This is a genomic window from Plantactinospora sp. WMMB782 (genome assembly GCF_049179135.1).
Taxonomy (GTDB): Bacteria; Actinomycetota; Actinomycetes; order Mycobacteriales; family Micromonosporaceae; genus Plantactinospora.
Window position 1 is genome coordinate 4881421 of record NZ_JBMHMC010000007.1, and the last position, 24181, is coordinate 4905601.

19 protein-coding genes and 4 pseudogenes are annotated in these 24181 nt (G+C 72.1%); 16 read left to right on the top strand and 7 right to left on the bottom strand.

Going from position 1 to position 24181, the window contains the following annotated elements; all coding sequences use genetic code 11:
* Positions 1-16 precede the first annotated feature (16 nt).
* A complete protein-coding gene (locus tag ACN28A_RS24140; protein ID WP_421398324.1) occupies positions 17-1225 on the bottom strand; it encodes a DUF349 domain-containing protein in 1209 nt (402 codons plus the stop codon).
* Positions 1226-1435: 210 nt separating this feature from the next.
* On the opposite strand from ACN28A_RS24140, the gene ACN28A_RS24145 reads away from it, so the two are divergent.
* The 3 genes and pseudogenes from ACN28A_RS24145 (at position 1436) to dapF (ending at position 4304) form a co-directional block, all read left to right on the top strand.
* On the top strand, positions 1436-2197 hold the full coding sequence (locus tag ACN28A_RS24145) for a class III extradiol dioxygenase subunit B-like domain-containing protein (protein ID WP_421398326.1): 762 nt from the start codon (positions 1436-1438) through the stop codon (positions 2195-2197).
* Positions 2194-3087, top strand: a pseudogene (gene miaA / locus ACN28A_RS24150) (tRNA (adenosine(37)-N6)-dimethylallyltransferase MiaA); the annotation flags it as partial. The gene ACN28A_RS24145 and the pseudogene miaA, both read left to right, overlap by 4 nt.
* Before the next feature lie 371 nt (positions 3088-3458).
* On the top strand, positions 3459-4304 hold the full coding sequence (gene dapF, locus ACN28A_RS24155) for a diaminopimelate epimerase (RefSeq protein ID WP_421398329.1): 846 nt from the start codon (positions 3459-3461) through the stop codon (positions 4302-4304).
* Positions 4305-4349: 45 nt separating this feature from the next.
* Here the strand turns inward: dapF and ACN28A_RS24160 are convergent, their stop codons facing one another.
* Positions 4350-5876, bottom strand: coding sequence for an NAD-dependent malic enzyme (locus ACN28A_RS24160; protein WP_421398332.1), 1527 nt, complete (start codon positions 5874-5876; stop codon positions 4350-4352).
* Between the two features lie 140 nt (positions 5877-6016).
* Between ACN28A_RS24160 and ACN28A_RS24165 the strand changes: the two genes are divergently transcribed.
* The 3 genes from ACN28A_RS24165 (at position 6017) to ACN28A_RS24175 (ending at position 10743) form a co-directional block, all read left to right on the top strand.
* Positions 6017-7180: a tetratricopeptide repeat protein gene (locus tag ACN28A_RS24165; protein WP_421398334.1), complete on the top strand. Its 1164-nt coding sequence runs from the start codon at positions 6017-6019 to the stop codon at positions 7178-7180.
* A gap of 200 nt (positions 7181-7380) precedes the next feature.
* A complete protein-coding gene (gene hflX, locus ACN28A_RS24170) occupies positions 7381-8835 on the top strand; it encodes a GTPase HflX (protein ID WP_421398335.1) in 1455 nt (484 codons plus the stop codon).
* A gap of 81 nt (positions 8836-8916) precedes the next feature.
* Positions 8917-10743, top strand: a complete 1827-nt coding sequence (locus ACN28A_RS24175) for a hypothetical protein (RefSeq protein WP_421398337.1) — start codon at positions 8917-8919, stop codon at positions 10741-10743.
* A gap of 10 nt (positions 10744-10753) precedes the next feature.
* Here ACN28A_RS24175 and lexA read toward each other — a convergent pair whose 3' ends face one another.
* On the bottom strand, positions 10754-11539 hold the full coding sequence (gene lexA / locus ACN28A_RS24180) for a transcriptional repressor LexA (RefSeq protein WP_421398340.1): 786 nt from the start codon (positions 11537-11539) through the stop codon (positions 10754-10756).
* Between the two features lie 247 nt (positions 11540-11786).
* Between lexA and ACN28A_RS24185 the strand changes: the two genes are divergently transcribed.
* From ACN28A_RS24185 to ACN28A_RS24205, 5 genes and pseudogenes are all read left to right on the top strand, one after another.
* Positions 11787-12113 carry a LysM peptidoglycan-binding domain-containing protein gene (locus ACN28A_RS24185; RefSeq protein WP_421398342.1) on the top strand — a complete coding sequence of 109 codons (327 nt, stop codon included), beginning with the start codon at positions 11787-11789 and terminating at the stop codon, positions 12111-12113.
* A gap of 299 nt (positions 12114-12412) precedes the next feature.
* Positions 12413-12931 carry a transcriptional regulator NrdR gene (gene nrdR / locus ACN28A_RS24190; RefSeq protein ID WP_421398345.1) on the top strand — a complete coding sequence of 173 codons (519 nt, stop codon included), beginning with the start codon at positions 12413-12415 and terminating at the stop codon, positions 12929-12931.
* A 69-nt stretch (positions 12932-13000) separates the two neighbouring features.
* Positions 13001-13477, top strand: a pseudogene (locus tag ACN28A_RS24195) (vitamin B12-dependent ribonucleotide reductase); the annotation flags it as partial.
* A gap of 9 nt (positions 13478-13486) precedes the next feature.
* Positions 13487-14359, top strand: a pseudogene (locus tag ACN28A_RS24200) (LAGLIDADG family homing endonuclease); the annotation flags it as partial.
* A 177-nt stretch (positions 14360-14536) separates the two neighbouring features.
* Positions 14537-16936, top strand: a pseudogene (locus ACN28A_RS24205) (vitamin B12-dependent ribonucleotide reductase); the annotation flags it as partial.
* Positions 16937-17058: 122 nt separating this feature from the next.
* Here ACN28A_RS24205 and ACN28A_RS24210 read toward each other — a convergent pair.
* Genes ACN28A_RS24210 through ACN28A_RS24220 form a run of 3 tightly spaced genes read right to left on the bottom strand, consistent with a single transcriptional unit; the run spans position 17059 to position 19350 of the window.
* Positions 17059-17712 (bottom strand): response regulator, encoded by a 654-nt coding sequence (locus ACN28A_RS24210; protein WP_421398346.1) that lies wholly within the window; start codon positions 17710-17712, stop codon positions 17059-17061.
* Positions 17709-18851 (bottom strand): sensor histidine kinase, encoded by a 1143-nt coding sequence (locus tag ACN28A_RS24215; protein WP_421398348.1) that lies wholly within the window; start codon positions 18849-18851, stop codon positions 17709-17711. Before ACN28A_RS24215 ends, ACN28A_RS24210 begins: the two co-directional genes overlap by 4 nt.
* A gap of 10 nt (positions 18852-18861) precedes the next feature.
* Positions 18862-19350, bottom strand: a complete 489-nt coding sequence (locus tag ACN28A_RS24220) for a hypothetical protein (protein WP_421398351.1) — start codon at positions 19348-19350, stop codon at positions 18862-18864.
* Between the two features lie 119 nt (positions 19351-19469).
* Here ACN28A_RS24220 and ACN28A_RS24225 point away from each other — a divergent pair, with 119 nt between their 5' ends.
* The 5 genes from ACN28A_RS24225 (at position 19470) to ACN28A_RS24245 (ending at position 23442) form a co-directional block, all read left to right on the top strand.
* On the top strand, positions 19470-20357 hold the full coding sequence (locus ACN28A_RS24225; RefSeq protein WP_421398352.1) for an ABC transporter ATP-binding protein: 888 nt from the start codon (positions 19470-19472) through the stop codon (positions 20355-20357).
* The gene (locus ACN28A_RS24230; protein ID WP_421398354.1) at positions 20354-21325 is read left to right on the top strand and encodes a transmembrane transport protein; all 972 of its coding nucleotides are present in this window, start codon (positions 20354-20356) and stop codon (positions 21323-21325) included. Before ACN28A_RS24225 ends, ACN28A_RS24230 begins: the two co-directional genes overlap by 4 nt.
* 97 nt (positions 21326-21422) lie before the next feature.
* Positions 21423-22358, top strand: a complete 936-nt coding sequence (locus ACN28A_RS24235) for a DUF2332 domain-containing protein (protein WP_421398356.1) — start codon at positions 21423-21425, stop codon at positions 22356-22358.
* Between the two features lie 51 nt (positions 22359-22409).
* Positions 22410-22694, top strand: coding sequence for a DUF5522 domain-containing protein (locus ACN28A_RS24240; RefSeq protein WP_421398358.1), 285 nt, complete (start codon positions 22410-22412; stop codon positions 22692-22694).
* 199 nt (positions 22695-22893) lie between these two features.
* Positions 22894-23442, top strand: a complete 549-nt coding sequence (locus tag ACN28A_RS24245) for a hypothetical protein (RefSeq protein ID WP_421398361.1) — start codon at positions 22894-22896, stop codon at positions 23440-23442.
* A gap of 22 nt (positions 23443-23464) precedes the next feature.
* On the opposite strand, the gene ACN28A_RS24250 is transcribed toward ACN28A_RS24245, so the two are convergent.
* Complete coding sequence (locus tag ACN28A_RS24250; RefSeq protein ID WP_421398362.1) at positions 23465-24163, bottom strand: metal-dependent transcriptional regulator; 699 nt, start codon at positions 24161-24163, stop codon at positions 23465-23467.
* Positions 24164-24181: the final 18 nt, after the last annotated feature.

Sequence of the window (24181 nt, forward strand, 5' to 3'; positions counted from 1 at the left end):
CAGCTGGCCCGTTCGGTCAGCTGGCCTGTTCGGCGAGTTCCAGGAACCGGCGCTTGGCGACGAGGGCCTGCTCGGCCTCCCGGATCCGCTTCGCGTCACCGGCCGCCTGAGCCCGGGCCAGCCGCTGCTCGGCCTCGGCGACCTGGTCGCGCATCTGCGCGAGCAGCGGGTTGGCCGACGGCTCGGTACGCCGCCACGCCGAGTCCATCGCCTGGCGGACCTTCTCGTCCACCGCGCGCAGCCGGCGGTCCAGATTGGCCGCCGCCTCCCGGGGCACCCGACCCGCCTCGTGCCACTGCCCCTGGATCTCCCGCAGCTTCGCCTGTGCACCACGCGGATCGCCGTCGACGTCGAGTGCCTCGGCCTCGGCGAGCAGAGCCTGCTTGCGCTCCAGGTTGCCGCGCTGCTCCGCGTCCCGCGCCGAGAAGACCTCGCTACGCCGGGAGAAGAAGCTGTCCTGGGCACCGCGGAAGCGTTCCCAGAGCCGCTCCTCGGCCTCCTTCGAGGCACGCGGCGCGGCCTTCCACTCGGCCATCAGCTCCCGCAGCCGGTTGGCGGTGGCGGCCCAGTCCGTCGAGTCGGCCAGCGACTCGGCCTCGACCACCAGCTCCTCCTTGGCCGCCTGAGCCTGCTTGCGCTGGGCGTCCAGGGTGGCGAAATGCGCCCCACGGCGCCGGGTGAAGCCGTCCCGGGCAGCCGCGAACCGCTTCCACAGCTCGCCGTCGGTCTTCTTGTCGACCCCCCGGATGGTCTTCCACTCCTCCAGGATCTCCTTGAGCCGGTCGCCCGCGGTCTTCCACCCGGTGGACTCCGCGGCCAGCTTCTCGGCCTCCTCGACCAGACCGGTCTTCCTGGCCACCGCCTCGGCCCGCGCGGTCTCCCGGGCCGCCCGCGCCTCGCCGGCCTTGCCCTCGGCGAGGGTGGCCAGCCGGTCCAGCCGGGTGGCGAGCGCGTCGATGTCACCGACCACGTGCGCGTCGGCGAGCGAGGCCCGCAGCCGCCGGATGGTGGCGAGCGATCCGGACGGGTCCGCCGCCCCGGAGTTGAGTCGGGCCTCGGTCAGGTCGACCTCGGTGACCAGGTCGGCGAAGCGGCGGGCGAAGTGGGCCAGACCCTCCTCCGGCGCACCGGCCTGCCAGGACCCGACCATCCGCTCACCCTCGGCCGTCTTGACGTAGACGTTCCCGTCCGCATCCACCCGTCCAAAGGCAGTCCAGTCACTCATGAGCCCATCCTCGTTCTCCCGGCGCTGCCGGGGATGGGGGTCCCCGGCGGTCGCCGCCACGGCGCAGCGAAGTTCCTCCCGGCATTGTCACAGGTCCAACCCGGTCCGCGTCGAGCGCCTATCGTCGACCGTGACCATACGGTGTCCTAGAGCGCACCCGGATCGTCCGCCCTGCGGGTGTAAGGTTCGCTCCCCCGCTACGGTGGGGGCGTGCCACTGGTCGCCGCCGCCGTCTGCCCACATCCTCCGCTGCTCGTTCCGGAACTTGCCGCCGCCGCGGCCGGTGAGCTGGATGATCTCCGTACGGCCTGTGTCGAGGCCGTCGGCCGGATGTTGACGGCCGGGCCGGACGTCGTCGTCCTGGTGGGAGCGGGGGAGCGGAGCGACCACTACGGGCCCGGCGACTTCGGCAGCCTGCGGCCGTACGGGCTGGATCGGGAGGTACGGCTGGCACCCGGCGAGGCCCGGACCGGCCGGCCCGGGTTGCCGCTCAGTCTGCTTGTCGGGGCCTGGCTGCTGAACCGGGCGGGTGCGACCGGGCCGCACCGGGGGCGCGTCGTCGCCGCCGATGCCACTGTCGAGCAGTGCCGGCGGATCGGTGCCGAACTCGTCGCGAATCCGACCGAGCGGGTCGCGCTGCTGGTGTCGGGGGACGGGTCGGCCTGCCGGGGCGAGCGGTCCCCGGGGTACGACGACCCGCGCGCCCGCCCCTACGACGACCGGACGGCCGCGGCACTGCGGGACGCCGACTGCTCCGCCCTGCTCGGCCTGGAGCCGGAACTCGCGACCCGGCTGCTGGTCGCCGGCCGGGCGCCCTGGCAGGTACTCGCCGCCGCCGGCAGCGGGTCACCCTGGCACGGCGACCTCACCTACTATGCCGCGCCCTACGGGGTCAGCTACTTCGTGGCGAACTGGCTGCCGTCGGCGCCGACCCCGCCACCATCCGCTGGGCCGGACGGAGCGTCGGCATGACCGGGCGTGGCCGGGTCGTCGCAGTCGTCGGCCCCACCGCCACCGGCAAGTCCGGGCTGAGCGTCGCGCTGGCCGAGGCGCTCGGTGGCGAGGTGGTCAACGCGGACTCGATGCAGCTCTACCGTGGGATGGACGTCGGCACCGCCAAACTGACCCCGGCCGAGCGGGCCGGGGTACCGCACCACCTGTTGGACATCTGGGCGGTGACCGAACCGGCCAGCGTGGCGGCGTACCAGGCGTTGGCCCGGGCGGCGGTCGACGACATCCTGGCCCGGGGACGGGTACCGCTGCTGGTCGGCGGCTCGGGACTCTACGTCCGGGCGGTGCTCGACGAGTTCGAGTTCCCCGGAACGGACCCGCTGGTCCGGGCCCGGCTGGAGGCGGAACTCGCCGAGTCCGGGCCGGCTCCGCTGTACGCCCGGCTGCGGGCCGCCGATCCGACGGCGGCGCAGAACATCCTGCCCGGCAACGGGCGGCGGATCGTGCGGGCGCTGGAGGTGATCGAGCTGACCGGCGCGCCGTTCACCGCCGCGCTGCCGCACCCGACGCCGTACTACGGCGACGTAATGCAGCTCGGAGTGGACCGGGAGACGGCCGAGCTGGACGAGCGGATCGCCGTACGGGTGGACCGGATGTGGGCCGACGGTCTGGTCGACGAGACCCGGGCGCTTGTGGAGCAGGGCCTGCGGGAGGGGCGGACCGCCAGCCGGGCGCTCGGCTACCAGCAGGTCCTCCGGCTGCTCGACGGCGAGATCTCCGAGCCGGAGGCGCGGGTCGACACGGTCCGGGCGACCCGGCGCTTCGTCCGGCGGCAGCGTTCCTGGTTCCGGCGCGACCGGCGGATCCACTGGTTGGACGGCGCCCGGGACGACCTGGTCGAGGCAGCCCTGGCACTCCTCGCCGACCCGCCGCCGGCCGACCCGCCGCCGGCCGACCCGCCGCCGGCCGACCCGCCGCCGGCCGACCCGCCGCCGGCCGACCCGCCGCCGGCCGACCCGCCGCCGGCCGACCCGCCGCCGGCCGACCCGCCGCCGGCCGACCCGGTGTCACCCGCCGACCCGTCCTCGCCGGCCGGTCCAGCGTCGCCGGCTGACCCGCCGTGGCCGGCCGGGTCGCCGGGCCCGGGCCCGGCGGTGAGGAAGTGGTGACGGGCCGGATGGCTGGGACGGACGGGGTGGAAGAGTCGGTCGGGCCCGCTGATATGACGGCGGCGGGCGAGGGTGCCCGGTGGGGCCGACGGCCGCTCGGGGATGATGGACGGGTGCGGTTCACCAAGGGCCACGGCACCGGTAACGACTTCGTGCTCCTGCCCGACCCAGACAGCCAGCTCGACCTGACCCCGTCGATCGTGGCGGCGCTCTGCGACCGCCGTCGCGGTATCGGCGCGGACGGGGTACTGCGGGTCGTCCGGGCGGCGAAGCACCCGGACGCGGTCGGGTACGCCGACGCGGCCGAGTGGTTCATGGACTACCGGAACTCCGACGGCTCCGTCGCGGAGATGTGCGGCAACGGGGTCCGGGTCTTCACCAGATATCTGATCTCGAACGGGCTGGCCGAGCCGGTCGACGGCAGCCTGCCGATCGCCACCCGGGCCGGAGTGGTCCGGGCCGAGGTGGCGGCCGGGGAGATCGCGGTGGATCTCGGGGCGCCCCGGATCACCGGGGGTGCCGTGGCGACGCTCGGCGGGCTGACCCTGGCGGGTACCGCCGTGGACTGCGGAAACCCGCACCTGGTCTGCGTACTGCCGGCAAGCATCGAGCTGGGCGGGCTCGACCTGACCCGGGCACCCGGCTTCGACCCGGCGGCCTTCCCGAGCGGCGTGAACGTCGAGTTCGTCGCTCCGGCCGAGCCGGTCGACGGTGCCGATGTGCACGTGCGGATGCGGGTCTACGAGCGCGGCTCGGCCGAGACGCTCTCCTGCGGCTCCGGCGCCTGTGCGGTGGCGGCGGTGGCGCTGCGCGACGCCGGGCGTACCGGTGGAGTGGTGGCGGTGGACGTGCCCGGCGGCCGGCTGACGGTGACCGTCGGTGACGAGAGCTGCTGGCTGGCCGGCCCGGCTGTGCTTGTCGCGCACGGCGAGGTCGACCTGGCCACGCTCGCCGCCTGAGCGCTCCCACTCCGAACAGGTCGGCGCCTTCCGCTCCGGAGCAGGTCAGCCCGACAGCGGGCTGGCCGGGGCGGCTTCCTTGGCGGCGATCTCGGGGAGGTCGGCCGGCCCGGGATCCGCGGCCGGCGGGGGCGTCGGGTGCTGCGCGGCGGCCCGCACCGCGGCGGCCACCGCCGGGGCCACCCGGGAGTCGAAGACGCTCGGCACGATGACCGTGGGATTGATCTTTTCGGCTCCCACCACGTCCGCGATGGCCCGGGCCGCGGCGATCGCCATCTCCTCGGTGAACTCCTCGGCGTGCGCGTCGAGCATGCCGCGGAACACGCCAGGGAAGGCGAGTACGTTGTTGATCTGGTTGGGCTGGTCGGACCGGCCGGTGGCGACCACCGCCGCGTGCCGGCGCGCCTCCCGGGGGTCCACCTCCGGGTCCGGGTTGGCCAGCGCGAAGACGATCGAGCCGGCGGCCATCCCGGCGATGTCGTCGCCGGTGAGCAGGTTGGGGGCGCTCACCCCGATGAAGACGTCCGCGCCGTTCAGGGCCGCCCTGAGGTCACCGGAGAAGCCGTCCCGGTTGGTGTTCTCGGCGAGCCACTGCCAGGCCGGGTTCAGCCCGTCCAGGCCGCGGTGCAGGGCACCCTGGCGGTCGTACGCGATGATGTCGCCGACGCCCTGCCGGAGCAGCAACTTCATGATCGCCGTACCGGCGGCGCCGGCACCGGAGACGACCACCCGGACGTCCGCGAGCTTCTTGCCGACCACCCGGAGCGCGTTGGTGAGCGCGGCCAGCACCACGATCGCCGTGCCGTGCTGGTCGTCGTGGAAGACCGGGATGTCGAGCATCTCGCGCAACCGGTTCTCGATCTCGAAGCAGCGCGGCGCGGCGATGTCCTCCAGGTTGATCCCGCCGTACTGCGGTGCGATCGCCCGGACGATCGAGACGATCTCGTCGGGGTCCTGGGTGTCCAGCACCACCGGCCAGGCGTCCACCCCGCCGAACCGCTTGAAGAGCGCGGCCTTGCCCTCCATCACCGGCAGTGCGGCGGCCGGGCCGATGTTGCCGAGTCCCAGTACGGCCGAGCCGTCCGTGACCACCGCCACGGTGTTCCGCTTGATGGTGAGCCGCCGCGCGTCGGCGGGGTTCTCCGCGATGGCCAGGCAGACCCGCGCCACACCCGGGGTGTACGCCCGGGACAGCTCGTCCCGGTTGCGCAGCGCCACCTTCGGGGAAACCTCGATCTTGCCGCCGAGGTGCAGCAGGAAGGTGCGGTCGGAGACCTTCCGGACGTCCACCCCGTCCAGCGCGGTCAGGGCCTTCACCACCTGGTCGGCGTGGGTGGCGTCGGCGGTGTCGCAGGTGAGGTCCACGACCACCGTGGTGGGGTCGGAGTCGACCACGTCGAGTGCGGTGACGATCGCACCGGCCTCGCCGACGCAGGTGGTCAGCCGGCCGATGGCCGAGGCGTCCGCCGTTACGCTGATCCGGATGGTGATCGAGAAACCGGCACTCGGCAGTCGGGTGATCGCCACGTGGTCCTCCGTCGTCCTACCGCGGCCTCGCTGCCGCCGTAACATTCTCGCCCGCGGGCCGGATCGTCCGTCGGCCGGCCGACGCCCGGCGAGTCCGCACCACACTAGATGATTGACTCCGAGGTCCGGGCAGGTGCTCGGACCTGCCCCGCGCGGACCGTCGGTGGGACCGGCAAGATGTGTTGATGTCCGAGGTATCGAAACCGGTCGCGCAGGTGCGTCAGCGGGCCCGGCTGCTCCTCGAGTCCGGCCGGTACGCCGACGCCGAGCGGCAGATCCGGGCCGGGCTGGTCACCACGCCCGACGACCCGGAGCTGCTGGTCCTGCTCGCATACCTGCTCCGGATGTGCGAGCGGTACGCCGAGTCCCTCGCCGTCTGCGCCGCCACCGTGGCCGTCGCGCCCGACTACCCCGACACGTACGTCGAACGGGCCGAGTGCCTGCTCGCGCTCTCCCGGGGCGAGGCGGCGGTGCGGGCCGCCACCGAGGGGATTCGACTCGATCCACAGGAATCCCGGAGCTACCGGACGCTGGCCCGCGCGCTCGCCTTCGAAAAGGAGTACGACCGGGCGCGGGAGGCGGCCCGGCAGGCGTTGGCGGGCGACCCGGACTCGGTCTTCTCGCTGCTGACCCTGGCCAACGTGGAACGGGCTGCCGGCGACTGGGCCGCGGCCGAGGCGGCGGTCCGGGCGGCGTTGCGGCGCGATCCGGACAACGTCGAGGGTCGCCGCCTGCTGGCGCTCCTGCACGCCGACCGGGGGCGGGTCGACGGCTTCATGCGTACCGTCAAGGGCCTCGCCGCCGACGACCCGGCCGGCACCGGCCCGCTGGCCATGATCTGGCCGGTGCGCCGGGCGCTTGCCGGGCCGAGCCTGTGGTTGACCGCCGGCGCCGGCCTGCTCGCCGTGGCCGCTCCGCTCACCGCCGCGGTGCTGCCGGAGCCGGCCACCGTACCGGTACGGGTGGCCGCCGCACTGATCGTCGTGGTCCCGGTCGTCTTCTGGAGCCGGCTGCTGCGCCACGGCGGGCGCACACCGTGGCGGTGCCTGCCGCTGGTGTCGCCACTACTGCGCGGGGCACTCGGCCTGGGCCTGCTCACCTCGCTCGGAATGGTCGGATTGCTCGCCGGGTACGCCGCCACCGGTTGGTGGCCGGGGGTGCTGCTCGCGCTGGCCCTCGTTCCGGTCCTGCTGGGTTGCCTGCTGGCGGAGCATGTCGGCGCGAACGCCGTCCAGCCCAGCCTGCGCGTCCTCGGCCGCTGGGTGGCCGCGTGCCTGGCGGAGTTCCGGCGGTGGGCGGGTGAGCGTCGCCGCGAGGCACGGGCGACCCGGCGGAAGCCGGGCATATAGCGGGTGCGTCCGGGGAGCGCGCGTGTAACGATTGATTGCGACCAGCGCGCAGAGCGTGACAAGTGCGACGAACGTCGCCCGGCGCGCGTGGCGGGTACGGAACCCGCCAACTTCCGACCGGCCGGGCCGACCACCGGAAGGTGACAGCCGGACGGCGAGCGGACGGGCTGGACGGACAGGACGAGATCAGGAGGAACGGCTTGCGAGACCAGGAAAGCTTCGTTCGGCTGGCGGACGAGGACCTTGACGCCATCGTCATCGATGGCGACGACGTCACCACGGGCGAGCTGGAACTGGAGGACCGCCAGGCGCTCCGCCGGGTGGCCGGCCTCTCCACCGAGCTCGCCGACGTCACCGAGGTCGAATACCGGCAGCTCCGGCTGGAGCGGGTGGTCCTGGTCGGCGTCTGGACGGAAGGCTCGGTGACCGAGGCGGAGAACTCCCTCGCCGAGCTGGCCGCGCTCGCCGAGACCGCCGGTTCGCAGGTGCTCGAGGGCCTGATCCAGCGGCGCAACCGGCCGGACCCGGCCACCTACATCGGCCGGGGCAAGGTCGACGACCTCGGCTCGGTGGTGCTGGCCTCCGGCGCCGACACCGTGATCTGCGACGGTGAGCTGTCCCCGTCCCAGTTGCGCAACCTGGAACAGCGCACCAAGGTCAAGGTCGTCGACCGGACCGCGCTGATCCTCGACATCTTCGCCCAGCACGCCAAGAGCCGGGAAGGCAAGGCGCAGGTCGAGCTGGCCCAGCTCGAATACCTGCTGCCCCGGCTGCGTGGTTGGGGTGAGAGCCTCTCCCGGCAGGCCGGTGGTAGCGGCCGTGGTGGCGGCGCCGGCGGCGGGGTGGGGCTGCGCGGTCCCGGTGAGACCAAGCTGGAGACCGACCGGCGGCGGATCCGGATCCGGATCTCCCGGCTCCGTCGCGAGATCAAGAACATGCGGACGGCCCGGATCACCAAGCGGGCCCGGCGGGTCCGCAACAACGTACCGGCGGTGGCCATCGCCGGCTACACCAACGCGGGCAAGTCCAGCCTGCTCAACCGGCTGACCAATGCCGGGGTACTTGTCGAGGACGCTCTCTTCGCCACGCTGGACCCGACGACCCGCCGGGCGTACGCCGCCGACGGGCGGATCTACACCCTGGCCGACACGGTCGGTTTCGTCCGGCACCTGCCGCACCAGATCGTCGAGGCGTTCCGCTCCACCCTCGAGGAGGTGGCCGACGCCGATCTCGTCGTGCACGTGGTCGACGGGGCGCACGCCGACCCGGAGGAGCAGGTCCGGGCGGTACGCGAGGTGCTTGCCGAGGTCGGCGCCGACAAGCTCCCCGAGCTGCTGGTGGTCAACAAGACCGACGCGGCGGACGAGGAGACCCTGCTCCGGTTGAAGCGGGCGTGGCCGGAGGCGGTCTTCGTCTCGGCGCGTACGGGGGGCGGTGTCGAGGACGTCCGGGCGGCCATCGAGGCCCGGCTGCCCCGCCCGGCGGTCGAGGTCCGCGCGGTACTGCCGTACGACCGGGGTGACCTGGTGGCCCGGGTGCACCGCCGGGGCGAGGTGCTCGGCACCGCACACCTGCCGGAGGGGACGAAACTGCACGTACGGGTGGACGAGGCGCTCGCCGCGGAGCTGGCCCCGTACGGGGAGGTAGTGGGATGACCCCGCGTACCGTTGGACGGTGACGGAGCGTCGATCACGCCGCCTCCCCGGTTGGCGGCATCCGCATGCGACACTGGGCGGATGCGGCGAGTCCTCTCCATGGTGCTGGTTGCCTCCGGCCTGCTCGGGCTGACCCTTGGCCTGCTCGGAGCCAGCCTCGGGTTCGGAGCTGTCGCGGCCTCCGCCGCTGCCGGCAAGAAGGTCTGCACCATCACCGACGAGCGGATGACGGAACTCTCCGGCATGATCGCTACGTCGAGTGGTTACGTGCTGGTCAACGACGGGAGCGAGGACGCCTCCCGGGAGCGGGTCTTCCTGCTGGACACCAGGTGCAAGCTGAAGAAGGCCGTCCAGTTCGCGAGCAATCCGCGCGACCCGGAGGATCTCGCGCTCTCGGCGGACGGCAAGACCGTCTGGATCGCCGACACGGGGGACAACGATTCCGAGCGGCGCTCCAGCGTCGTGCTCTGGAGCATGCCGGTCAGCGGGGCGTCCAAGCCCGTCCTGCACCGGCTCACCTTTCCCGGTAACAAGCGGCATGACGCGGAGGCGCTGCTGATCGGCGCCGACGACGTACCGCTGATCATCACCAAGACGTCCGGCAAGGCGGAGATCTTCAAGCCGAGCGCGGCCCTGGAGAAGAACAACGAGGAGGGCGTGCCGCTGACGAAGGCCGGTGAGATCAGCCTGCCGAAGTCCACCACCGCCAACCCGTTCGGCGGGGCGGGCCGGGTGACCGTCACCGGCGCGGCCCGCTCGCCGGACGGCGGCCGGGTGGTGCTGCGGACGTACGCGGACGCTTTCGAGTGGGATGTCCAGGATGACGACCTGGTCAAGACCCTGACCACCGGGAAGCCCCGGATGACCGCCCTGGCCGACCCGTTCGGCGAGGCGATCGCCTACACCCCCGACGGCAAGACTTTCCTCACCGTCTCCGACGTCGCCTCGCTCAACGACGAGGACGCGGAGGTGACGGTACTGAGCTACACCCCGGCGAAGGAGTTGGCGGCGGCGGGCGCCGGCGGATCCGAGGCCGACACGAAGAAGTCGGCGGGTTCCTGGACCAGTTCGCTGACCCTGGACGACATCACCTACCTGATCGCGGCGGTGGGGGTGCTCGGCGCTCTGCTGGTCGGGCTCGGCATCTTCGGGATCGTGCGGGCTCGCAAGCGGCCGAGGGACGACGGTCTGGGTGCCGTCGGGCCGGACGGTGACGACGTCGACCCGAGGGCGGGCCGGGGTCGGGTGCCGGGCGGCGACCGGGAGCAGCCCGGTGGCCGGCGATCGGACTACGACGACGACTCGAACTGGGGGCCGGCGCGCTCCGGCGGGTACGACGACGGCTACCGCTCGGACCGTCCGGCGGACGACTACGAGCCGGCCGGCCGGGGCAGGTCCTCGGGCGGCGGCGTGTACGGCGCGAAGCCGGCCGGCGGTGCTGGCTACGGCGGCGCGAAGCCGGCCGGCGACGGCGCCGTGTACGGCGGCAGCGGCGGACGCCCCCAGGGCGGCGGCGGCCGTGCGCAGGGCGGTGGCCGACCGCAGGGCGGTGGCCGACCGCAGGGTGCCGGTGGCCGTCCCCAGGGCGGCGGAGGTGGCGGACGCTCCCAGGGCGGCGCCGGCCGTCCCTCGGGCGGCGGCGTGTACGGCGGCAGCGGCGGCGCCCCGGCCGGTCGCCCCCGGGCCGGTGGTGGCGGTGGTGGCGGTGTCTACGGCGGGCAGCCCTCCGGCGGCACCTACGGCAACGGCAACGGTCGGGGTGGTCGCCCCGGTCCGGACGACCAGTGGAGCGACCAGCCGCGCAGTGGTCAGGGCGCCGGGCCGCGTGGCGGAGCGCCCCGGGGCGGCCAGTACGGCCAGCCCCGGCAGCGCTCCAACAGGCCCCCGGACGACTACGACTACCGCTGATCCGCTGGCGTCAGATTCGGCGCAGGACCGCCACCACCCGGCCCATGATTGTGGCGTTGTCGCCGGGGATCGGGTCGAAGGCCGGGTTGGCCGGCATCAGCCAGACGTGCCCGTCGCGGCGGCGGTAGGTCTTGACCGTCGCCTCGCCGTCCAGCATCGCCGCGACGATCTCGCCCGAGTTCGCGGTGGGCTGCTGGCGGACGACCACCCAGTCGCCGTCGCAGATCGCCGCGTCGAGCATCGAGTCGCCCTTGACCTGGAGCATGAAGACCTCGCCCTCGCCGACCAGTTCCCGGGGCAGCGGGAAGATGTCCTCGACGGCCTGCTCGGCGAGGATCGGGCCACCGGCGGCGATCTGACCGAGCAGTGGCACGTAGGCCGGGGTGGGGCGCTGGGCGCGGGCGGTCTCGTCGTCGATCAGCTCGCTCGGCGGGCGCACGTCGACGGCGCGGGGCCGGTTGGGGTCGCGTCGGAGGAAGCCCTTCCGCTCCAGCTCCTTGAGCTGGTAAGCGACGCTCGACGGAGAGACCAGGCCGACCGCCTCGCCGATCTCCCGCACACTCGGCGGATAGCCGTAGCGCTCCACCCAGTCGCGGATGAACTCGAGGATGCGCCGCTGCCGGGCGGTGAGGTCGGCCGAGACCAGGTCGGGGAAGGCGCTCACCACCGGAGTGACCGCACGCAGGGCCGGGCCGCCCTCCCGGCTGCGCGGCGCGGCCGTACGTCGGCTGGCCCGGCTGCCCGGTGCGCCGCTCTTCTGGGGCTTCTGCCGGCTCGTCCGGTCGTCGGTCGACACGTCGTCCTCCTGGTGGCGGTGGGTGCCTTGGCGGCTCGTGGTGCGTCGTAGGCTCGGCACCGGTGCCGCGTGCCACGCGGTCCCGGTGTCGATGTGCAAAACCGTATAGGTGAGATCACATAGTTTCAAACATCTGTACGACATTCCGCGCGGCGTGTCGCTTCCGCCGGCTCGACATCGAACGCCTGTTCTGATAAACCATCGTACGTCCGTTCGTTCGAACTTATGTTCGATCTTGGAGGTCGCGATGGGTCCGACGGGGTACCCGAGGGCTTCCGGGGGTGCCGGCCGGTTGCGGCTGACCCGCCGGGGCCGGCTGGTCGTGACGGTGCTGCTGCTGCTTCTCGTGGCCGGGCTGGCGGCGGTCCTCTCGCCGGCCTCCCGGGCGGCCGACCCGGCCCGGCCGGCGGAGACCGCGGTGGTGTTGCCCGGTGACACCCTCTGGTCGGTGGCCGAGCGGCACCGGCCCGGCGGGCGGCCGTTCGCGGTGATCGACGAGATCCGCCGGCTCAACGGGCTGGAGGACCACACGGTGCACCCCGGTCAGCGGCTGATCCTGCCGGCGAGGCGGTAACCGCGTCCCCGGTGCCGCGGTTGGAAGATTTGCGGGCCGCGCCACGCCTGTTCAACTTGACCTCGGCTGTTCGGCGACATACGGTCGACCCCTAGATGTAGTAGTGACATGGGTGTAAGTCGCCTAGAAGTTGGGGTTCCACTACCCACAGCTCTCAGGACCACCCGACATCGCGGGCGCCACGGTCGTGGTCGGACCGCCGGTGCCGGCTGCCTGTGGGCGGGTCGTCCGCGCGCTGGGCGGCGGTGGGCGCGGTGGTGCTCCGGCGGGTGGTTCCGGCGGTGCGAAGGAGGTCGGCGATGCGGTGTCCGTACTGCCGGCACGCCGACTCGCGGGTGGTCGACTCGCGGGAGGCCGACGACGGTCAGCTGATCCGGCGCCGGCGGGCCTGCCCGGAGTGTGGCAAGCGGTTCACCACGGTCGAGGAGCCCGTGCTGGCCGTGGTCAAGCGGAGCGGTGTCACCGAGCCGTTCAGCCGGACGAAGATCATCGGCGGGGTGCGCAAGGCGTGCCAGGGCCGTCCGGTCGACGACGACGCGATCGCCCTGCTGGCCCAGCGGGTGGAGGAGACCGTCCGGGCCAAGGGCGCGGCCGAACTCCCGAGTCACGACGTGGGGCTGGCCATCCTGGGCCCACTGCGCGAGCTGGACGAGGTGGCCTACCTGCGCTTCGCCAGCGTGTACCGGTCGTTCGAGTCGCTCGACGACTTCGAGCGGGAGATCGACTCGCTGCGGGCGGCGGCGGTGGCTCGGAGCCGGCCGGTGCAGGACGGTGGCGGGGCCGTCCAGCCGGCGGGCCAGGGCCAGTCGGTCGACTAGTTCTTTCGGGTAAAGATCAGCGAAGCCGTACGACGGGAAGAGTCGTGCGTGCGTGAGGGGGCGGATGAGATGTCGGGGGAAGGTGTGACAGCGAGCAGGTCACGTGGTCGGGCGACGTCGGCGGCGGCCGGCCTGAGGGTCGAGCGCGTCTGGACGACCGAGGGGGTGCACCCGTACGACGAGGTGACCTGGGAGCGCCGGGACGTCGTCATGACGAACTGGCGGGACGGCTCGATCAACTTCGAGCAGCGGGGCGTCGAGTTCCCGGAGTCGTGGAGCGTCAACGCGGCGAACATCGTCACCACCAAGTACTTCCGGGGTGCGGTCGGCACGCCGGAGCGGGAGTGGTCGCTCAAGCAGCTCATCGACCGGGTGGTGCAGACGTACCGGGCGGCGGGGGAGCGGCACGGCTACTTCGCCAGCCCGGCCGACGCCGAGGTCTTCGCGCACGAGCTGACCTGGATGCTGCTGCACCAGGTGTTCAGCTTCAACTCGCCGGTCTGGTTCAACGTCGGTACGGCGTCGCCGCAGCAGGTCAGTGCCTGTCAGCCCTACGACTCGCTGGTGAGTACCCCCGGCGGTCTGGTGCCGATCGGCCGGCTCGTCGAGGAGAACGCGGTCGGCACCAAGGTCTACGACGCCCACGGGCTGACCAGGATCCTCGCGGTCAAGGCCAACGGCGTGAAGGACGTGTTGCGGCTGCACACCAAGGCCGGCTACACGCTTGATGTCACCGCCGACCATCTGGTCTGGAAGTCGACGGGTGAGGAGAGCGGTGAGTTCGTGCCCGCCGGCACGCTCGTCGGCGGCGACGCGCTCCAGTGGCACCGCCGGGACGCACACGGCGAGGACGAGATCCAACTGCGGGAGATCGCCGAGGCGGCGCTGGCCGGATGGATGCAGTCGGACGGCTTCGTGGGGCAGTACTCGCATGGCACGAACCGGTCGCTGACCATCGAGGCCATCACGGTGAACGACTACGAGCTCGACTGGGTGGTGACCGCGATCGACGAGGTGTTCCCGGGAGCACACCGACACGAGCGCGAGGTCGCGACCCAGGACGAGAACCTGGACTGCCGGCGTACCCGCCTCTACGGGGAGCACCTGCGGCCCTTCGTCGACAAGTGGGGCCTGCTGGACCGGGGAACCGCGATGGAGGTGCCGACCGCCCTCTTCGCGGCACCGCTGCCGGTGGTCGCCGCGTACCTGAAGAGCATCTTCCAGGCCGAGGGGTACGTCTCGGCGCGGGAAGGCTCCACCCGGGTGGCGGTCGACATGGTGTCCGAGAAGCTGGTCCGTGGCCTGCAACGGCTGTTGCTGCGCTTCGGGATCTTCTCCCGGGTCTCCTACAAGGCCGACAAGCGGGAAGATCGTCTCGGTTGCTGGTCGCTCGGGATTCAGAACGACGGTGATCGGCAGATCTTCGCCGACGAAATCGGGTTCGTCGATGTCTGGAAGTCGGACCGGCTGGAGCAGGGGTTCGGCAAGCCGGGTCGGGCCGCGAAGCCGACCAAGCGGTTGCAGATCGACCGGATCGAACGGCTCGGCCCGATGGAGGTCTACGACATCCAGACCGAGTCGGGGGAGTACCTTTCCGACAACCTTCGCGTGCACAACTGTTTCATCCTCGCTGTCGACGACTCGATGGACTCGATCCTCGACTGGTACAAGGAAGAGGGGCTGATCTTCAAGGGTGGTTCCGGTTCCGGGGTGAACCTCTCCCGGATCCGCTCCTCCAAGGAGCTGCTCTCCAGCGGCGGCACCGCCTCCGGCCCGGTCAGCTTCATGCGCGGCGCGGACGCCAGTGCCGGCACCATCAAGTCCGGCGGGGCGACCCGGCGGGCGGCCAAGATGGTCATCCTGGACGTCGACCACCCGGACGTCGAGGAGTTCGTGCTCACCAAGGCACGGGAGGAGCACAAGATCCGCGCGCTGCGGGACGCCGGCTTCGACATGGACCTCGGCGGCTCCGACATCGTCAGCGTGCAGTACCAGAACGCCAACAACTCGGTTCGGGTCTCCGACGAGTTCATGCGGGCGGTCCAGGACAGCGGGAAGTTCGACCTGCGCGGCCGGCTGGACGGCGCGGTGATCGAGACCATCGACGCCAAGGGCCTGTTCCGGACCATCTCCCAGGCCGCCTGGGAGTGCGCCGACCCCGGCCTGCAGTACGACGACACCATCAACGACTGGCACACCTGCCCGGAGACCGGCCGGATCACCGCCTCCAACCCCTGCTCGGAGTACCTGCACCTGGACAACTCCTCGTGCAACCTCGCCTCGCTCAACCTGATGAAGTTCCTCCGTGCCGACGGCGGGTTCGAAGTCGCCAGGTTCGTCCGGTCGGTCGAGCTGGTCATCACCGCGATGGACATCTCGATCTGCTTCGCCGACTTCCCGACCGAGAAGATCGGCGAGACCACCCGGGCATACCGGCAGCTCGGCATCGGGTACGCCAACCTCGGCGCGCTGCTGATGGCGACCGGCCACCCGTACGACTCGGAGAGCGGACGGTCGGTGGCCGCCGCGATCACCTCGCTGATGACCGGCACCGCGTACCGCCGTTCGGCCGAGCTGGCCGGCGTGGTCGGCGCCTACGACGGGTACGCCCGCAACGCCGAGCCGCACAAGCGGGTGATGCGCAAGCACGCCGCCGCGAACGACGCGATCAGGCCGACCGGTGCCGTCGCCACCGAGATCGTCCGGGAGGCCACCAGGCAGTGGACCCAGGGCAACAAGGTCGGCGACAAGCACGGTTGGCGTAACGCCCAGGCCAGTGTGTTGGCGCCCACCGGCACCATCGGCCTGATGATGGACTGCGACACCACCGGGGTCGAGCCGGACCTCGCGCTCGTCAAGTTCAAGAAGCTGGTCGGCGGCGGCTCGATGCAGATCGTCAACCAGACCGTGCCGCGCGCCCTGCGCAGCCTCGGCTACCCCGAGGAGCAGGTCGAGGCGATCGTCGAGCACATCTCCGAGCACGGCCACGTGGTCGACGCGCCGGGGCTGAAGCCGGAGCACTACGCCGTCTTCGACTGCGCGATGGGCCAGCGCTCGATCGCCCCGATGGGGCACGTCCGGATGATGGCGGCCGTGCAGCCGTTCATCTCCGGCGCGATCTCCAAGACGGTCAACATGCCGGAGTCGGCGACCGTCGAGGAGGTCGAGGAGATCTACTTCGAGGGCTGGAAGCTCGGCCTGAAGGCGCTGGCGATCTACCGGGACAACTGCAAGGTCGGCCAGCCGCTCTCCGCCGCCAAGAAGGAGCCGGAGAAGGCGGTCGAGCCGGTCGCGGTGGAGAAGACGGTCGAGAAGGTCGTCGAGTACCGGCCGGTGCGCAAGCGGCTGCCGAAGAAGCGTCCCTCCGAGACGGTCTCGTTCTCGGTCGGCGGGGCCGAGGGCTACCTCACCGCCTCGTCCTACCCGGACGACGGACTCGGCGAGGTCTTCCTGAAGATGTCGAAGCAGGGCTCGACGCTGGCCGGGGTGATGGACGCCTTCTCGGTGGCCATCTCGATCGGCCTGCAGTACGGCGTTCCGCTGGAGACGTACGTCAGCAAGTTCACCAACATGCGGTTCGAGCCGGCCGGGATGACCGACGACCCGGACATCCGGATGGCCGCCTCGGTGATGGACTACATCTTCCGCCGGCTGGCGCTGGACTTCCTGCCCTACGAGCGCCGGTCCGAGCTGGGCATCTTCACCGCCAAGGAGCGGGCCGCGCAGCTGCGGGCCGAGGCCGAGGCGGAGAGCGGGGTTGACCTCGCCGCGATGGCCGCCTCGGCGCCGGTGGAGACCGCCAAGCCGGAGCCGGCGGCGGAGCAGCCGGTCGACACGACGCCGGACCGCCCGGCGGTGCAGGCCGGCTCCTCCACCGAACTGCTCGAAGCGGTACTCGGCACCGCGGCCGACGCCCCGCTCTGTTTCACCTGCGGCACGAAGATGCGTCCCGCCGGCAGTTGCTACGTCTGCGAGGGTTGCGGCTCGACCTCGGGTTGCAGCTGACTCGGCGAAGTGTGTCTGATGCTGTTCCGCAGGTGCGGGTAGCAGGTTGATGTTGTACAGGGACGGGATCGGGCCGCAGGCCCGATCCCGTCCCTGTCGTGCCGCGAACGGCTACGTCGCCTTCATGCGGTTTCGACGATCCGGTTCTCGTAGGCCCAGACTGCGATCTCGGTGCGGTTGCGGAGGCCGAGCTTGGTCTGGATGGTCGAGACGTGGCTCTTGACGGTACTGAGGGTGATGAACAGTTCGGCTCCGATCTCCAGGTTGGTGCGACCGCGGGCGATCTTCCGAACCACCTCGATCTCGCGTTCCGACAGAGCCGGTAGGGACCTGTCGGGTCGTGGTGCCGGTGCGGTGAGGTGGCGCAGGAGCCGCACGGTGATCGACGGGGAGACGAGCGCGTCGCCGTTGTGGGCGGCGCGTACGGCCTCGACCAGCAGGGCTGGCCCGGCGTCCTTGAGGATGAAGCCGGCCGCACCGCCGCGCAGTGCTCCGTACACGTATTCGTCGAGGTCGAATGTGGTGACGACGATAACCCGCAGCGGGTTCGGTACGCCGGGCCCGGCCAGTGCCCGGGTCACCTCGATGCCGTCGAGCCGGGGCATCCGGATGTCCACCAGGCAGACGTCGGGGCGCAGTCGGCGGGCTCGGGCGATCGCGTCGACGCCGTCCGAGGCCTCGGCGACGACGTCGATGTCCGGCTGGTCCTCGAGGATGAGCTTCAGGCCGCTCCGGACCATGGCCTGGTCGTCGGCGATCAGTACGCGGATGGTCATCGCGGCCATTCGGAACGGGTGGGCAGCGTGGCCAGTACCGACCAGCCGGCGCCGGGGCGGGGACCGGCCCGCAGCGTACCGCCGAGGGTCTCGACGCGTTCGCGCATGCCGACGAGGCCGTAGCCACTGCGGTGGGCGGCGCGGGCGGGACCCGGTGGCGCGTCGTCGATCACCTCGACGCTGATGCCGGCGGGATCCTGGTCGACGGTGACGCTGACGGTGTTGGCGTGCGGCGCGTGCCGGGCCACGTTCGTCAGCGCCTCCCGGACGATCCGGTACACGGTGCTGGTCACCTCCGGCGGCCACGCCGCGCGTTCGTCGGGTACCCGTAGCCGCACCGGCGGACCCTGCCGGTTGAAGCGCTCGACGAGTGCGCCGAGCTGTTCCGGCCCGGCCGAGGCGGGTGGCGCGTCCTCGGTGTCGCGCAGCAGCCCGACCACCCGGCGCATCGCGCGCAGCGCCTCGGCGCCGGCGGTCTCGATCCCGGTCAGCGACTCGGTCACCTGCCCCGGGTTCTTCCGGGCGATGACCTGGGTGGCCTGCGTCTGGATCAGCATGCCCGTGATGTGGTGGGCCACCACGTCGTGTAGTTCCCGGGCGAGTTCGAGCCGTTCGTCCCGGCGTACCCTCTCGGCGGTGGCCGCCGCGCGGCCGTCGAGCAGCCGCAGCGCCAGCCCGACCGTGACCGCGCCCAGCCAGGCCGCGACGTTGACCGCCACGACCGCCGACGCGCCCGAGGAGTGCGGCCGAGCGGCGAGATAGGCCCCGACGACCACCGCGAACCCGCCGGCGGCGAGCGAACCGGCCGGTACGGGAGGCAACGCCCGCACCGCCGACCCGACGAGGACGGCGAGCGCCAGCGCCATGGCCGGTCCCGGCTCGGTCGGAAGGTGGAACAACCGGGCCGCCGCGACGGCCAGTCCGGCGGTGCCGAGACCGGCGACCACCAGCCACGTCCGCTGCCACCGCCGTGCCAGCGCCAGCACACAGACCACGACGGCGGCCGCACCGCCGACGAGCCAGTACCGGATGCCCCAGGACTGGGCGACCGCCACCGCCTGGACGCCGATCGCGACGGCGAATACGGCGGCCGGTGCGGCGCTGGCCGTGGCCCCGAACAGCCGGTCCCAGATGTTCACCCTGTTCAAGCTACGAGGTCCGCCCGGCCACCCGCATGGCGACGCCGAGCGCCACGGCTACCAGCCAGCTGGCCAGGTTCACGAGGGTCATCACGGTAAAGCCCGCCGCGTCCGGGAGCGCCGTCAGCCAGGTACCCAGCACGATCGCGAATCCGCCCGCCGCGACGGTCGCGGCACGTCGTCCGGGCAGGGTTCGGATTCCCGATCCGACGAGTACGGCCACGGCCAGCGCGGTGACCGGTCCCGGCTCCTGCGGCAGATCGAAGATCCGGGCCACCACGACGGCCACCGCCGCGACCGCCAGCCCACCCGCCACCGGCCAGCTCCGACGGGGCCCGCGCAGCAGGGCGAGCACTCCTGCCACCACCCCGGCCAGGCAGTCGAACAGCCAGTAGAGCCCACCCCAACTGTCTGCGATCAGGTACGCCGTCAGCCCGACCCCGACCACGAAGACCAGTCCCAGCGTGACATTCACCGCGCTCCGGTATGCCGTGTTCATGCCGACGACGCTATGAACTCGCCACCGGTGTCCGAACCAGCCGAAAGTAGGGGCGCCGTCCTCACCGGCCCCTGCTTTGGACCGATGCCCGGCCCATCCGCCGTTCGCAGGATAGCTTCATGCGAACACCACTCGTGCTGCACGCCGAACGGCTGACCAAACGGTACGGTCGCCGCACCGCGTTGACCGACTGCGACCTGAGGATTCCGCGTGGCCATGTCGTCGGGCTGGTCGGCCCGAACGGCGCCGGCAAGTCCACGCTCCTGCAACTGGCCTGCGGGCTGATCTCGCCGACCTCGGGCACGTTGTCAGTCCTCGGATCCAGACCGGCGGCCAACGCGGCACACCTGGCCCGGGTCGGCTTCGTCGCCCAGGACACTCCGGTGTACGCGTCGTTCAGCGTCGCCGAGCACCTCAGGATGGGCGCTTGGCTGAATCCGTCCTGGGACGCGGCGCTGGCCGAGCGGCGGATCGCCGAGGTCGGCCTGGACCCCGCGCAGAAGGCGGGCCGGCTCTCCGGCGGCCAGCGCGCGCAACTCGCGCTGGCCATCGCCGCCGCCAAGCGTCCCGAACTGCTCATCTTCGACGAGCCCGCCGCCGCACTGGACCCCTTGGCCCGCCGGAGTTTCATGCACAGCCTGGTGGAGTTCGTAGCCGAACTCGGCGCCAGCGCCGTGCTCTCCTCGCACCTGTTGAGCGATGTCGAGCAGGTCTGCGACTACCTCGTCGTACTCTGCGACTCGCGCATCCAGGTCGCCGGTCCGGTACCGGATCTGCTCGCCTCGCACCACAGGATCGCCGACGGTCCGGCCTCGACGCCCGCAGGCGTCGAGGTCGTCTGGGCCGAACACGACCACGTCGTGGTCCGGGGCGACGCAGCGGTGGCCAGCCGTACGGCGACCCCGGATACCGTGCCGGCCACGCTGGAGGACCTCGTCCTCGCCTACATGTCGCGAGCCGCCGGAGCGGCTCGCACGCCCCGCGCGGACACGGCGGTGTCGCGATGATCAGGATGAGCCTGCGGCAGTTCCGCACCCAGGCGTTCGTCGGAGTGGTCCTGCTCGTGCTGGCAGCCATCTACCTGGTGCGTCTCGGCGTGGACATCCGCGCCGTTCGCGACCCCTCCCAGCTCCCGAACCGGTACGCACAGACGATGCTGTTCCTCGCCGCCGGTGCCGGGCTGGTACCCGCGTTCCTCGGCGCGTTCTGGGGCGCGCCACTTCTCGCCCGGGAGCTGGAGAACGGCACCCATCGGCTCGTGTGGAACCAGAGTGTTCCCCGCCGCCGCTGGCTGGCGATCAAACTGGCGGTGCTCGGCCTTGCCGGCATGGCCGTCGCCGGCACGCTCAGCGCGCTGCTGACCTGGGCGGCGGCTCCGGTGGACCAGGCGACCGACGACCGGTTCAGCGCGCTCCTGTTCGGCGCGCGGAGTATCGTGCCGATCGGCTACGCGGCCTTCGCCCTCACCCTCGGCGCCGTCACCGGGTTGCTGGTGCGCCGCACCCTACCGGCGATGGCGATCGTGTTCCTGACCGTGATCGCGACGCAGTTCGCCGTACCGAACCTGGTGCGACCGCACTACCTGCCGGCCGAGCGGGTCACCGTGTCGATGACCGCCGACGTCGTCAACCGGGCCCGGTCGCTGGGCAGCATCACCGGCGGGCCGGTCGTCGGAGGGCTGGAGGTGCCGGACGCCTGGGTCACCGACACCAGCAAGCTCCTGACGCGGGACGGCCGTCCACTCTCCGACGACGCGTTCGACGCGTGTTTCAGCAACGCCCCGAAGACCGGCGCCACCGGCACGTTCGGTGACACCGCGGCGTGCCTCGGCAGGCTCGACCTGCACGTGGACATCGCCTACCAACCCAACCGGCGGTTCTGGCCGTTCCAATGGGTCGAACTGGCGCTCTACCTCGGTGCCAGCGCGTTACTGGCGGCGGTCGGCCTGTGGCGCGTCCAGCGTCGGGTCAGTTAGCCGCGCCGCACACCGGGCCGGAGGGGTGAGCAGGGACACCTCCCCGCCACACCCGAGAGGGACGGACCGCCACCTGGCCGGCTGCGATCATCGGGACATGACGATCGCCAGCCGGTATGTCGAGTTCGGCTCCCGCGAGGCGCGGGGTGTCTCGCCCGCCTACGAGCGGCTCTCCCTCGCGGTCGCCCGCGACGACGAACTGCTCGACCTGATCGGTACGCTGCCGCCCGCCAAGCAGCAGCCGAACCTGCTCTTCGGCGTCGTACGCCTGCTCGGTGGCCCGGTCGAGGACCCGGGCGCCTTCCACGACTACGTGCTGGAGAACTGGCCGGTGATCGCCGCCGAGGTCGCCGACCGGGCCACCCAGACCAACGAGGTCGGCCGCTGCGCCCTGCTGTTGCCGGTGCTCGCGCGTCTGCCGCAGCCGCTCGCACTGTTGGAGGTCGGCGCCTCGGCCGGGCTCTGCCTCTATCCGGACCGCTACGCCTACCGCTACGACGACCGGCCGCTCGGCGACGGCGAACCGGTGCTCGACTGCGCGCTCACCGGGACGGAGCCGCCGGACCGGCTGCCCGAGGTGGTGTGGCGGGCCGGCCTGGACCTGAACCCGCTGGACGTGACCGTACCCGCCGACCTCGCCTGGCTCGACGCGACGATCTGGCCGGAGCACGCGCACCGGCGCGCCCGGCTGCGGGCCGCGGCAGCGGTAGCGGCGGCCGACCCACCGCTGCTGCTTCGTGGCGACCTGGTGGACGACCTGCCGGCGCTCGCCGCGCGGGCGCCGGCCGGCGCGACCCTGGTGGTCTTGCACACCGCCGTGCTCTACCAGGTGCCGGCACCGCGCCGGGCGGCCTTCGTCGAACTGGTACGCGGACTGCCCGGCCACTGGATCGCCAACGAGGCGCCGGAGGTGCTGCCGTACGACGGCCTGCCGGCGGAGCCGGGCGACGGGTTCCACAACGTGCTCGCACTGGACGGCCGGCCGCTGGCCTGGACCCGGGGACACGGCCAGGCGATGACCTGGTTCGGATAGCCGCAGGCTGCCGGCGTGAGCTGTCGGTCGGGGTGTCGTAGGGTCGACGCGATGGACGGGGTGGGGGAGCAGACCGGCGGGCGGCGGCTGCCGTTGGCGCCTCGGCCCCTCGACCAGCCGCATCCGTCCCGGCTTCCGTCGACGCATCCGGACCGGGTGCGGATCCTGGCGGCCCACGCCGCCGCGCTCGCGGCCGGCGAGGCCGGCTACCGGGACCCGGCGACCGGGCTCTTCGTGCTCACCGCCGGTTTCCTGGCCCGGCGGGGCACCTGCTGCGGACGCGGCTGCCGGCACTGCCCGTACGTGGACGACCCGGCACCCCCCGCGACCGGCTGAGCCGGCTGCCCGGGAACCAGCCACACCTCGTCCGCAGTCGATCTGGTCCTGTTGCCCAGGTGTCGATCTGGTCGGCTGCCGCCGATGCCACCGGCCGGGGTGCGGCGGCTGCCGGCACGGGCTTTCGCCGGACGCGTCGAACCCGTACGGTGTCCGACGGACTTCCCGGCGGTCGAGCCGGGTGGGCGGGAGGTGCGAGGTGCGCGGACGAGTCTGCCTGATCGGTGTCGGCCTGCTGGTGCTCGCCGGCTGCGCCGAGGAGGCCGACACACCGCAGCCGGTCGGGCCGGCCCCGAAGGTGGTCCGGTTGCCGGCGTCGGCTGCCGGCGGTGCCTGCCGGTTGTTGGAGTATCCGGCGGTCGAGGAGGCCATCGGCACCCGGTTCGAGGTGGCGGCGGCCAGCCGGCACGGCAGGACCGACACCTGCGTACTGCGCGGCGAGGCGGAGGCCCGGCCCGAACTGGCGCTCTCGGTGACGCCGACCACGGCCGACGCCGCGATCTTCACCGACGAGGTGGTGCCGAGCGGCGGCAAGACCGTCAAGGGGCTGGGCAAGGCCGCCTATCGCAGCACGACTGCCCCGGCGAAGAGTGCCGGAAGTGCGATCGAGGTGGGTTGGCTCACCGGTAACGGCCGGCTGGTCAGCCTCCGCTTCACCTTCCCGGCCGGGCAGGAGCAGGCCGAGGCCGACGCCCTCGCACCGAAGATGATCGACCTGGCGAAGAAGATCGACGCCAGCAGTCTCTGAGAACGCCGGTGTCAGCCGACGGTCAGTGCGCGGCGACGAAGACCCGGGAGGCGACCTCCCGGGGCAGGCGTACCTTGTCGCCGGAGCGGTCGATCGTCACCCCGTCCCGCTCCTGGGCCACGGTCACCATCGCGCCCGGGTCGACGCCGGCGGCGTGCAACTGCCGCAGCACGTCGCCGTCCTTCTGGACGCTCTCGCAGATCCGCCGGACCACCACCGGGCCGCTCAGGCCGGGGAAGGCGAGGTTCCGCTCACCTTCGGTGACTGTTTCGACCATTACGTCCGGATTGGCGCTGAACGCCTCCAGCCCCGGAATCGGGTTGCCGTACGGCGACCGGGTCGGGCGGTCGAGCAGTTCGTAGACCTTCTTCTCCACCGAGTCGCTCATCACGTGCTCCCAGCGGCAGGCCTCGTCGTGGGCCTCCTCGTAGGGCATCCCGATCACGTTGACGAGCAGCAGCTCGGCGAGCCGGTGCTTGCGCATCACGGAGATCGCCTGCGTCCGGCCGAGCGCGGTGAGCTGGAGGTGGCGGTCGTCCTCGACGGTCAGCAGGCCGTCGCGCTCCATCCGGGCCACGGTCTGACTGACGGTCGGACCACTCTGGCGCAGCCGCTCGGCGATCCGGGCACGCAGCGGCGGCACCCCCTCCTCTTCCAGCTCGAGGATGGTGCGGAGATACATCTCGGTGGTGTCGACTAGATCGTTGATCTTAATCACCATCCCCGGTCACTCTTGGTG